Origin of the sequence: Hydrocoleum sp. CS-953, assembly GCF_002260545.1 — a bacterium.
In the GTDB taxonomy this organism is placed as follows: Bacteria; Cyanobacteriota; Cyanobacteriia; order Cyanobacteriales; family Microcoleaceae; genus Trichodesmium.
The window spans coordinates 1-11851 of record NZ_LGSU01001387.1 but is presented as its reverse complement, the minus strand read 5'-3'; the positions used below and the strand labels follow the sequence as shown (position 1 = coordinate 11851).

Genomic DNA, 11851 nt, shown 5'->3' with positions numbered 1-11851 from the left:
TACTTTTTTGTTAGTTTGAGCACTATGAGTGCATTAATTATTCTTGTTTGTAGGGACGCCCTTATGCAACGTCCCTACCTTCCCCTACTCCCCTACTTTAATCAAATGTAGAAAAGTTTTTGAGAAATGGTATTATCAATTATCCATTATCAATTATCAATTCATGAAAAGAAGCTGATAGCTGACGGCTAAGACCTGTTTGGGCAGCATTCCGCAGGAAATGTTTACAAATTGACTTTATTCAGAATAAATAAACTTTCATCTCCCCCACGTCCAATTCTAAAATTTTCGTCTATATAAGTAATATCAAGTGTGGCAACTCTACCTTGAGGATTATTAGCTTTTACAACTTTAAAAGGATTTAATTTAGGTGTGTCAATACCTACAATTTTCTCAATCGCTAAATAACGTTTATCAAAATAGACATTGATGCGTTTATCTGCTAAACCAGATGTATTTATAGCTGGCTCAAAACTAGCAGTTACTTTCACATATCCTGATATTAATTTCATAGGATGTTGTACTTGGGCGATATTAAAAAATTCTTTATTGGCAACATTAATTACTTGATAAACTTTTCCTACTTTTAATCCCAATGGTAGGGAATCTAAAGAACGAATTTCTCTAGCTGTAGAGTATAGTAGTTGCCAACTTCCTTCTAATAAATTAGGAGTATAGAGGAGAGGTTGAGGATGAAGATTGAGACTTTCTAAGTCTTTTGTTAACTTTTCAATTTCTTGTTCTAAAGTTTTTTCTAACTTCACATTAGTAACAGGAGAACCATCATTTCTAGTTTGAATATTTTTGATGGTCGCTTGTAATTTTTCCTTCAAAATTTGATTATTCATAGAATTAAAGAGAATAATTAAACAATTAATAATATCATGTCCGGTAGCATCGGTATTACAAGTGAGAAGGTAAGGAAGAAGGCTTGAGTTATCTAGGAGAGAAGAAAGAAGAAAAGGAAAAACCTTACATAATGTAAATATTTCCCCAACTTTTACACGACGCGACCATACCAGCGGACATGATATAATTAATAATTACTTTTTCCTAGAAATAAGAGGATTGACTAATATCATTTCTCTGTAACAATGCGCTTAATAATTATTACCCAAAGCTTAATTCCAAAGCTTAATTTTAGCAATAGCTGTTATCTTTTATTAAGTGCAACTTCATTGAGAAATAGTATAAAAGGATTTTTTTTGTTTTTTATCCATGAATGGAGAGGCTTTATATCTGAATTTTTCGGTAATAGTGGGAAGTAATTGATAATTTATGGATAATAATTAACTTTATTTTTGATTTTTGGAGAGGTTGAATATACATCGACTAAAAAAACTTGTTTCTGGGTTCACCTGCTTAAGTCCTAATTAACTTAATAACTCATCTACCGGAATACTAAAACCATTTAAAACTTTTTGAGTATTAACAACTTGCCCAGAAATAAAAATAAGCCTCAATTCTTGAGTCACAACAATTACCCATTTATTCTCAGGAAATACTAACCAAACTTCTTCGCCTCCAGACTCTAAATATTCTTGTGCTTTGGCAATAATATCTTCAGCTAAATCTGTAGGAGAAACAATTTCAGCACTTAAAGGAAAACTTTGAGGTAAGACTTTTTCATTGCCAAATTTTGCCTCTAATTCTGGAGTAAGATAAGCAACATCAGAGTAACGCCCTTGCTTATTTGTACGACAAGGTACATCAGTATAAACTTTTCCACCTTGCCCACTAGAATCTTTGTAACTTCTCCAATAAAAGTAAAGATTTCCTTGAATCCGACTATGCTTAAGAGTCATGTCATTTTTCTCCAATAATTGCCCGTTAACCCACTCTTTCTTTTCTGGAGGATTTTGTACCCAATCTTCTAGAGTATATTCTGTTGATTTTTTGACAACAACTGGGGATGTAATCATTACTAATTACCTATGATTGATTCCTAATTAAATTATAGTAAAAAATCTATTTTTTTTTTCTGGTTGACAATACAATTGTTTTATGTTAGACAATATGATAAATGGGAAAAATTAAAAGAGTATTTTGCTCATAATATCCCAAATAATGCCATAATTTCAGGTAAAATAAAAACCTAAAAAAAAGTAAGTGAACTTCCAATCAGTCATAGCTACCTTAAATCAATTCTGGAGCGATCGCGGTTGTCTCATCGCTCAACCTTATGATACCGAAAAAGGGGCAGGTACAATGAACCCCCACACATTTCTGCGGGCGATTGGTCCTGAACCTTGGTCAGTTGCCTACGTTGAACCCTGTCGTCGCCCCACGGACGGGCGTTATGGGGAAAACCCTAACCGCTTTCAACACTACTATCAATATCAAGTCTTAATCAAACCGTCTCCTAATAATATTCAAGATGTTTATCTTGACTCTCTCCGCGCTCTGGGTATCCGTCCAGAAGACCATGATATTCGATTTGTAGAAGACAACTGGGAGTCTCCCACTCTGGGTGCTTGGGGTGTTGGTTGGGAAGTTTGGCTTGATGGTATGGAAATTACCCAATTTACCTACTTTCAACAATGTGGTAGTATAGATTGCCGACCAGTTTGCATTGAAATTACTTATGGTTTGGAGCGCCTTGCGATGTATCTCCAGGAAGTTGATGCTATTACTAAAATAGCTTGGACTGATAATGTCACTTATGGAGATGTTTACCTTCAGGGAGAAATTGAACAATGTACCTATAATTTTGAAGCATCTAATCCTGAGTTTCTCTTTACTATATTCGGTCTCTATGAAAAAGAAGCAGAACAATTGACAAAACAAGGATTAGTTTTACCGAGTCTCGACTACGTTCTCAAATGTTCCCACAGTTTCAACTTACTTGATGCTAGAGGAGTAATCTCCGTCACCGAACGCACTCGTTATATTGGCAGAATTCGTAATTTGGCACGTCAAGTAGGTCAACTCTACTTAGCACAACGGGAAAGTCTTAACTTCCCACTGTTGAAAGAAACTGTGGAAGCAGCCTAAACTTGACATACTCCCGACGCTGCTCTACGAGACAGCGCGGGGAGCTAGAACTTTTGTAATTTCCTTTTTGGTTGCTTCAATAGCTTTCTTGGCAATGTCATAAGCACTCGGATATTCATTAGGGTGATCTTGCCCTGGTATCCAAAACTTGCGTCGAGACAGACGCAGGAGGTCAACAAAGGGAGGCGTTGCATTGAAAATTTCTATAGCAATTGCTCCGTTATACACTTCCAAGACTGGTTTGAGAAAATCCTGCCAAGGTAGCCAACTGGTATGAAGTGGACCACGATCAGGAGATGAAATTTGAATATGATGTAGCCGTTTTTCGTCAGCTAAATGCTTAACTTGTTCTGAGAATATTTCCGGTCCGTCTCCATCTAACGTTTCATGGGAACTGTCAATTACAACTCCCACTTGTTTACTTTCCACACCTTGAAGAAATTCTATTAATTGAGATAATTTATTCGGTCCAGGAGTTTCCCAATGAGTAATAGGTTCTATGGCTAATTTGACATTTTTTCCCTCAGCATACTTGCCTAATTCGTTGAAAATAGGTTGTGCATTTTGATAGCGTAGTCCTAAATGTTCTTGTAGTTGATCGCTCCAAATAGGATCATTAAAATCTGTAGTAGGGAAAACACCATAAGGAATAAGAATTGGACCCATCATAATTTCACCCCCTAAAGTGGCTGTAATATCAACTCGTGATTTCAAATATTCCAGTGCTTTTTGCCGTTGTTGGGGATAGAAAGAACTAGGATCAAAAGTTCTAGTTCCTAGTACATTCGTGGATATTTTCACATCGGACAACCCTTGATCGTTGAGATATTGCTTTAATTCCTGATAATTTTGGATATCTTGGCTAAAATTTTCTCCAAAAGTAGGAGCAATAGGAAACTCAAACCCATTATAACCAAATGCTTGTAGCTGTCTAATATGATTTACCACAAGTTTCTTATAGTCTACATTAGGGGTGTTCATGTTCATAGGGAACACAAACATATCAGTGGTAAACATAAAGAAATTGAAGTAAATATCGGGCAAAGATGTAGATGGACTCATGTTGTATTATCTATTTTGATAGGTTCAGGACTTACGCAGAAACGCCATACCTAGTAGGGGGAAATGGCATTTGCCCTCTACAGATAGCGTATGATCTACAAGTTTGCGTAAGTCCTGAGGTTGTTAAATTGTGCCAAATTGGTGGCAATAGACATCTCCAATATACTAACATCTACCTCCCATAAACCTGGTTTCTTGTAACACTCCGAAAAAAAGCAGAGAAACTGGGGATTTGACCTTAAATAAAATAAAATACCATTTTTTAGAGTATTGACTTAATAAAAGAATAACGGTATAATTCGCCAGAAAATATAGGACTTGAGTGTACTCAATCTCAATAAAATCCATCAGGACTAAATTAAAACTAAATAACCAATAAACAACTATAATGGCTGAAACACAGGCTACTCTCGATAGGTTGACAACGGGGGTTTAAGTTTGTGGAATTTTGAAGTAAACTTTAATTGGTCAATATATGTGACGCTTTATATCAGTTTTATGGAGCATAAAAAATGGAAATCAGACAATATTTAGAACCAATCGCAGACATATTCCGCAATTTTGGTACTCCTGAACCAATTGTACATTGGGGACACCCACTAATGATGGGGATAGTTGTATTTGTTATGGGGGGTTTTGTTGGTTTCACCGGATGGCGTAGACGAGTAGTCACTGATGAAGCAATAGCTATTGAAAGTGGTTCTAATCATCGAAAAATGGCACCATTTATGTTTCTATTTATGGCATTAGGCTACACAGGTGGGGTATTATCTCTGGTGATGCAAGAACAAGAAATATTTGAAAGTCCTCATTTTTGGACTGGTTCCGTTGTATTAGCATTACTAGCAGCAAACGGTTTCATTTCCCTGACAAAATTTGGGGGAAATCAAGCAGCATTGCGCACTACTCATGCTTACCTGGGTAGCATAGCACTATTTATTATGGTAGTTCATGCAGCATTAGGTTTAAGACTGGGTTTAGCTATCTAAACTATTTATCGTTCATCGTAGTTAAACGTTAATGTTTTTAACATAAAAATATCATCAGGCTTGTAGTGGACTGGCACATCTAAATGGGTGTGCATTAGGGCGGGTTGATTTAATCTTAGGGTGAGCATGAAAATTGCAACTAAAACCCGCCACTGCTATTAGACTATTTTAGCTGTGTCAATCCTGTAGTTGGGCTAAAGTACCTTAATTCTTTGGGCTAGAGCAAAACTACAAACAAAGGCTTAACTTCCTTCTTCCTTACGAAAAAATGAATCAAGCTGTAGCGATCGTTATCTGCCTAGCTTACATAATGGGGCTAATATCTACAATTGTTCCCTGGGGTATATATGCTGTACTAACTATAGGATTAGTATTAGCAATTATCGTACAACAAAGATATCGACAAAATTTACGCAGCACAGTAATTACAACTTCTCAACAAAAAAGAAATTCTGAAGACTTACTCAGAAGTGGTGAATTTCTAGATTCACCTTCTAAAAGAACTAGAAAATCACTGCTAAATTCAAATTGGTTGTGGATAATTGCGGGAGCGATCGCTTTTCTTGCTAGTATTTATTTTCAATTTAGAGTACCCCAACCTACAGCTACCGATATTAGTAAAATCATCCCAGTTGATGGTGAATCTAAACAACAAGTAGTTACTGTTCGTGGAAGAGTTATCTCCTCTCCCCGCAAGACTCGCTCAGAAAAAGCACAACTTTGGCTAAAAGTAGCTCAAGTAAGTGAAATAGTTGGTACTGATGGTTCGGCAAATGTACACCAAGATGTTACAGGAAAACTTTACGTCACAATACCCCTTCTGCAAGCAACAGGTGTCGATCCTGGTGAGTTAGTAGCAATAACTGGTTCTTTATATAAACCATCACCAGCTACTAATCCTGGAGGCTTTGATTTTCGTGCTTATTTAGCTAGACAAGGTTCTTTTGCTGGGGTGACAGGTTATAAACTTACTACTACTAACCAAGAAAGTAGTAATGCTTGGGGATTATATAAGATTCGACAGCGAATTATTCGCGCTCAGGTAAGTTCTTTGGGAGTTCCAGAAGGGCCTCTGGTAAGTGCAATGGTTTTAGGACGTAGAGCTGTAGATTTGTCTTATCAACTACGAGACAAATTTGTGCAGGTTGGTTTAGCTCATGTATTGGCAGCATCAGGTTTTCATGTTTCCCTAATTTTAGGTGTGGTGCTGACTTTGACTAAAAATTTGCCTTCAGGAGCAAGATTTGGCTTTGGTATCTTTACTTTAATTATCTATGTGGGTTTAACTGGTGGTTCCCCTTCAGTATTGCGAGCAGCTTTTATGGGATTGGCAGCTTTGCTAGCAATTATTTCTCAACGCCAGGTTAAACCATTAGCTTCTCTAGTTTTGGCTGCTACTTTGTTGTTATTAGTCAATCCTCTGTGGATTTGGGATTTAGGATTTCAGTTGAGTTTCTTGGCGACTCTAGGATTATTGGTAACAGTTCCGTCTTTAATGAAACGGTTAGATTGGTTGCCTTCTGGTATCGCTTCTTTAGTTGCTATTCCTATTGCTGCTTCTGTTTGGACCTTACCTCTGTTGCTATCTGTGTTTTATGTGGTTTCGCCCTATACTATTTTGGTGAATATTATTACTGCACCTCTGGTTGCTGTAATTACTTTGGGTGGATTTATTAGTGCAATACTGGCTTTAATTTCTCCTTATGTGGGCAGTCTGATAGCGGAAATATTATCTTTTCCGGTTAGGAGTTTGATTGAAATTGTGCAGTTTTTTAGCAAGTTACCAGGAAATCAAGTTGCAGTGGGAGCAATATCGGTTTATCAGTTGGTTGTGCTATATGGGTTGATTTTTGCTACATGGTTTTTGAGAAGTAGACCCCCAGCAGCAGATAAACGCAAAAAGAAAAAGTTGCCTCTGAAGTTTTGGCAGTGGAGTTTGCTTTTAGCGATCGCTATAATTATTATTCCTCTCTGGTATACTCGGACTTCTGTGTTTCAAGCTACGATTCTTAATTCATCCTCTGAACCAGTGTTTGTGATTCAAGACCGAGGTAAAGTAATTCTGGTTAATGTTGGAGATGAAAATACAGCCAGATTTACAGTGTTACCATTTTTACGGCAGCAAGGTATTAATAAAATTGATTGGTCTATTGCGGTTCATTCCCAAAAAGGTCTGAGTCGGGGTTGGTCTAATATTTTTGATAGCTTAAGAGTTAAAACTTTTTATGATGTAGAAGCTGATGATGAAAAGAATTATCAAACTAATAATCAACCTGTGTTTGATGCTTTGCAAAAGAGTCAAGCTAATTACTACACTTTGGTAAATAATCAAAATATTGAGTTGGGTTCTACGCAGATAAAATTAATTAATTCTGAGACCCCAATTGTAGAATTTATGATTCATGGCCAAAGTTGGTTATTATTGGGAAATGCTAAACTGTCCGAGCAGAGTAAGTTATTAGCAGCAAGAAGTTTTCAGCAGACTCAGGTACTTTGGTGGCCTGGAAATAAGCTGAATCCAGAATTATTGAATATTATTCGGCCAGAAGTAGCGATCGCTTCTTCAGATTCTGTCCATCCAGATATGATTGAATTTTTTCAAGAAAATAATATTCCTCTATTTTGGACAGGTCGTGATGGTGGGATTCAATGGACTCCTGTTACGGGGTTTCAAACTACTTTAGAATCAGATCAAGTTGATAGTTCTTTTCTTTGAAATAGCAGGGAATAGGGAATAGGGAATAGGGAATAGGGGGAACAGGACTTATATAAATTCTGAGAGAATAGGCTATCTGTAGGGGTGAATAGCCATTCGCCCCTACTAGATATGGGGATTCTGTATAAGTCCTGAAAGTATAGATGTATATTATTAGCATTAGCCTGAGAAACGTTATAATCTAAATATATTTTGCTCATCTTAATGGCCAAAGTCCCAAAAGACTTTTGACCAAAAAATCAGGTCTCAAACTTTTAGCCTTACCTGAAGGTAACTGATAACTGATAACTGTTAACGCAGTTCCTCCGATAGGAGGCTAACTGATAACTGAATTAGGGAGAGGTGGCAGAGTGGTCGAATGCGGCAAACTCGAAATTTGTTGAAGGGAGACCTTCCGTGGGTTCGAATCCCACCCTCTCCGTTGAAAATTATTGAAAATAAATTTTTCTTTCTGATTTTTCTGTTCTTGTACCGAATGTGAAAAAAAAATTCACATTGATTATTGTGAAATTCATTTTGAGAGTTAGTTAAGATTCAATCTGCAATTACAGCGGTTTTCATTTCAGTAGACCACAGTAGGGACGTTCCATGGAACGTCCCTACAAGGTTTTGGTGATGACGATGTGGTTGATCAATCTGAAAAGCCCTGTAAATGTCATTTTTCGTCACTGCAAATAAACATTAGTTAGGATTATTTGTAGTGAAACAAGGTTGAGATACAACTATTAGGTATTGCATTAAGAAAGCCTAGGAACAGAATGAGGTAACAGTAAGTTTGGTGGTCACCTATTTCGGCGTTGCATAACCTAGGTATGAATTATAAATATGTATCTTATAAGACTACTTGTTCCCTAACTATGTTATTAGAACTACTGCTGTACAAAACTTACACAATCCCGGCAAAACTAGGTAAAACCCGGTAATTCCTGTCTTGATGTTTGCTTCTTGCTTTAACCTGGAGAGTCGGCTCTTGCCAGTTCACAAGCGTAAATTCGGGTGCAGCCCACCCTAGTTTATTGATTTACGAATCCTGATAGTCAAACCATACCATGGGCTATTTGATATCCTGATCGAGATTGAGAACTTCCGACACTTATTATAAGCTAAAATTGTAAAAATTTCAAACTATCCACCCATTTTTTGATTTGAGGTGTTATTGCCGTAAATTGCCAGGGATATTGATACTAGCAATTAGCTCCCTACTCCCTAACCCCTAATTTCAAAATCATACCCTAATTCAGCAACGCCTATCGCTCCTTAGAGTTGGAACGACTTGTTTACTTATCCCAGACTTTGCGCTCTGCACTACCAATATTTACATCCGAATTAATACTTACACCAAGGATTAAACTAAATGACCCTAAGTATTTTTCCAGATCATAAAATTCCCTATAGAGTTCACTCCATTCCTTTAAAAAAACTTAAAACAGAAACAAAATTAGACAAGAATAATTTGTTGAAAAGTATATCTCTTGGCGAACACACCGCCTTTTGGCAGTTATGGTTATTATATCAAGACTATCTTTACGGTCGCTGCATAACTTGGATGGGAGGCGATCGCACGAATGCTGAAGAAGCATTAAGTCTAGCCAGAATGAAGGCGTGGGAAAAACTACCACACCACGCCGAAAAAATTACTAATCCCAAAGCGTGGTTAACTCGAATGACTCATAACCTCTGCGTGGATCTGCATCGAAAACGTCACAGAGGTGCAATGGGTGTTGAAAGTATTGAAGAAATGGCAGTAGGAGAAGACCAGACATTAGCTTCTAGTGAGAATTCTCCTGAGTCAGCTATTCTCCGTCACGAGTTACGAATGTATATCCGCAGTCAAATAGAGATTCTGCCTCCCCGACTGCGAGAGCCTTTTATACTGCATTTTTACCAAGATATGTCTTACTCAGAGATTGCCAAAAAACTTGGTATCTCTGTGGATAACGTTTACAAACGCATCCAACAGGGGCGAGAAATTCTGCAAAAGCAATTGAAGCCGTATCTATCAGGAATGGATGATTCTCCTCTCTTGTTAAAAGAGGTTGGAGAGGATGAGATTTTCGATGAATTTCAATCAGAAAAATCAGTAATTCCATCTCATCTTTCCATGACAACAGAGTCCAATTTTGAGCAAATCAATTATCAAGTAACAGCAATATGTCTAGAAACACCAGCCGTTCCACTGAACTTACCCAGACTTACCCAAACCGAGGTTTGAGCTTTGGAGACAAGCTTCCTGCTTCACTGAAGATCACTGCCCCATGGGCTGTAACCTATCTTCTCGACAGGCTTAAAATCGGCGGGAAATTCACCTAATCATTTAAGTATAACATAACCTTTGCCATTTACCACTAAAAAATTTGAAAATGAAAAAAAGTAAGGAAAGAGTATCTTTAGCTAAGATTTCAGCTTCTGTTTTTACCCCCCGTTTGGTAAAATTATCCGAATCTTCAAAGGTCGAGTTAAATGTACAACTTGTATTGGAGAAAAAAAACACCCGACAACAGCAAAAGTTGAAAACCCTAACTAAATATGTGCAGCAGTATCCTTCTGGATGGAAGAAACGGTTGGAATTAGCCGATCTGCTCTATGAAAGTGGAAACTGGGAGCTAGCTGTTGAGGAATATCACCAAGTTATTGAGCGGCAACCTCAATTAATTCAAGTGGGGTTGAAACTGGGCAAGCTTTTACAGTTGATGGGAAGGCTGAGTGAGGCAATTAAGATTTATGACAAAGCCTTGCCATTATCCAGTAATGTTGCTACTGGTCATCATATCCAGGGTTTGATAGAAGTCTGTCGCTCTCACCCTGAGAAAGCAGTAAAAATGTTTGAGAAAGCGGCATCTTCTGAGCCAGAAAATCCGTCTCACTGGTTGGCGTTGGGGCGAGTTCAGATGGAACTGAATAATGCTGACGCTGCATTGAGAGCTTTTAAGCAAATCTTGTTACTTCAGCCAGATGATATTGTTGCCTTGATTCATAGTTATGATGCACTCTTAGCAGTGGGTGATTTTCAGGAGGCGGAGTTGAAGTTAAGTCGAGCAGAAGAGTTACTTCCTGATGACTACTCAGTTTTAAAACGACGGTTGGCGTATCGTTGCCGGATGAAATTGGTATTGGGTGAGGAGGGGAAGCAGACTAAAAAGATGGTTAATGCTGTATTGAAACTAGCTCCCCACTCCGCTGATGCTCACCAGTTAAAGGCTGAGTATTATCGGTTGCGAGGAGAGTCGGCAAAAAGTGTGGCTATATTGAAAAAGTTTACTGAGGAGTACCCAAATAATCCCAATGGGTGGTGTTATTATACTCGGTGTTTGTCTGACATAGGTGAAAATCAGGCAGTTGCTTAAGCTATTTAGAAATATTTAGAAAGGCGATCATCTATTTTTGTAGGGTGCGTTTCCCTGCGGGACATGAAAATGGGCGTTGCATAAATGCGGGATGATTTTAATAGTTTTGTGGAATGGGCATCTTGCCCGTTACTGATATTTTCGGACAGGCAGGATGCCTATCCTACTTAATATTCATCCCTTAATTCAGCAACGCCTGAAAATGAAATGTAACGCACCATCATAATGTCCTTTGTAACTGGACTAACACATCTTAAATGGTGCGTTACGACGGATTGTTAAATACTGACCCGCAGCGAGTGATTTGAGCCGTCTAACGCACCCTACATCTGATGGCCACAAAGAGGAAATTCCATGATAATTGAAAGTATTTAGGAACAATAATCATCATATCATTCCCACACTTTGTTGATGCACTACCGGATATTTATACCGCCTTGAATCAATTTAATAGGATGAGTTGAGAGAAAAAAATTGGTGCTAACTCGAAAAATTCAGAAATTGGGTTTGGGAATCGTCTTAAGAGTGTAGAAACAAAACAATTGTAAAAAAAGCAGAACAACATGAGTAAATTTTCTGGAGTCTGGGGAGGAGGTTCAGTTATTACTGAACACGGAAATAACTTGACTATCATGATGGGAAACCGACCTGACGCTACTGGCATACGTCATAGCGAAACTACTGCTACTGTAAACTTTGCTGACACAGGAGAAATCTTCGAAGCAACACTTGTAAATGACGACCTC

Annotated in this window: 8 protein-coding genes and 1 tRNA gene; 6 read left to right on the top strand and 3 right to left on the bottom strand. The window is 37.8% G+C overall.

Annotation, left to right across the window (positions count from 1 at the left end; translation table 11 throughout):
- Positions 1 to 224: 224 nt before the first annotated feature.
- Positions 225 to 848 carry a PAP/fibrillin family protein gene (locus tag AFK68_RS27345; RefSeq protein ID WP_094672487.1) on the bottom strand — a complete coding sequence of 208 codons (624 nt, stop codon included), beginning with the start codon at positions 846 to 848 and terminating at the stop codon, positions 225 to 227.
- A gap of 525 nt (positions 849 to 1373) precedes the next feature.
- Complete coding sequence (locus AFK68_RS27340; protein ID WP_094676758.1) at positions 1374 to 1922, bottom strand: Uma2 family endonuclease; 549 nt, start codon at positions 1920 to 1922, stop codon at positions 1374 to 1376.
- Positions 1923 to 2109: 187 nt separating this feature from the next.
- Here AFK68_RS27340 and glyQ point away from each other — a divergent pair, with 187 nt between their 5' ends.
- On the top strand, positions 2110 to 2994 hold the full coding sequence (glyQ, locus tag AFK68_RS27335) for a glycine--tRNA ligase subunit alpha (protein ID WP_094676756.1): 885 nt from the start codon (positions 2110 to 2112) through the stop codon (positions 2992 to 2994).
- Between the two features lie 24 nt (positions 2995 to 3018).
- On the opposite strand, the gene AFK68_RS27330 is transcribed toward glyQ, so the two are convergent.
- A complete protein-coding gene (locus AFK68_RS27330; protein ID WP_094676754.1) occupies positions 3019 to 4056 on the bottom strand; it encodes a sugar phosphate isomerase/epimerase family protein in 1038 nt (345 codons plus the stop codon).
- 512 nt (positions 4057 to 4568) lie between these two features.
- Between AFK68_RS27330 and AFK68_RS27325 the strand changes: the two genes are divergently transcribed.
- The 5 genes from AFK68_RS27325 to AFK68_RS27305 all read left to right on the top strand — a co-directional run bounded on the left by AFK68_RS27325 (position 4569) and on the right by AFK68_RS27305 (position 11105).
- Positions 4569 to 5045 (top strand): DUF4079 domain-containing protein, encoded by a 477-nt coding sequence (locus tag AFK68_RS27325; protein WP_094676752.1) that lies wholly within the window; start codon positions 4569 to 4571, stop codon positions 5043 to 5045.
- Positions 5046 to 5313: 268 nt separating this feature from the next.
- A complete protein-coding gene (locus AFK68_RS27320; protein ID WP_094676750.1) occupies positions 5314 to 7761 on the top strand; it encodes a ComEC/Rec2 family competence protein in 2448 nt (815 codons plus the stop codon).
- Between the two features lie 336 nt (positions 7762 to 8097).
- Positions 8098 to 8182, top strand: a tRNA-Ser gene (locus AFK68_RS27315).
- 933 nt (positions 8183 to 9115) lie between these two features.
- Positions 9116 to 9973 carry an RNA polymerase sigma factor gene (locus tag AFK68_RS27310; RefSeq protein ID WP_094676748.1) on the top strand — a complete coding sequence of 286 codons (858 nt, stop codon included), beginning with the start codon at positions 9116 to 9118 and terminating at the stop codon, positions 9971 to 9973.
- Positions 9974 to 10121: 148 nt separating this feature from the next.
- Complete coding sequence (locus AFK68_RS27305; RefSeq protein ID WP_246844499.1) at positions 10122 to 11105, top strand: tetratricopeptide repeat protein; 984 nt, start codon at positions 10122 to 10124, stop codon at positions 11103 to 11105.
- The last annotated feature ends 746 nt before the right edge of the window (positions 11106 to 11851 follow it).

What these genes read in the sequence shown, in the direction of transcription:
- AFK68_RS27305 (WP_246844499.1), top strand. Translation starts at nt 10,122, where the DNA reads ATGAAAAAAAGTAAGGAAAGAGTATCTTTAGCTAAGATTTCAGCTTCT.
- AFK68_RS27330 (WP_094676754.1), bottom strand. Translation starts at nt 4,056, where the DNA reads ATGAGTCCATCTACATCTTTGCCCGATATTTACTTCAATTTCTTTATG.
- AFK68_RS27345 (WP_094672487.1), bottom strand. Translation starts at nt 848, where the DNA reads ATGAATAATCAAATTTTGAAGGAAAAATTACAAGCGACCATCAAAAAT.
- AFK68_RS27325 (WP_094676752.1), top strand. Translation starts at nt 4,569, where the DNA reads ATGGAAATCAGACAATATTTAGAACCAATCGCAGACATATTCCGCAAT.
- AFK68_RS27320 (WP_094676750.1), top strand. Translation starts at nt 5,314, where the DNA reads ATGAATCAAGCTGTAGCGATCGTTATCTGCCTAGCTTACATAATGGGG.
- AFK68_RS27340 (WP_094676758.1), bottom strand. Translation starts at nt 1,922, where the DNA reads ATGATTACATCCCCAGTTGTTGTCAAAAAATCAACAGAATATACTCTA.
- AFK68_RS27310 (WP_094676748.1), top strand. Translation starts at nt 9,116, where the DNA reads ATGACCCTAAGTATTTTTCCAGATCATAAAATTCCCTATAGAGTTCAC.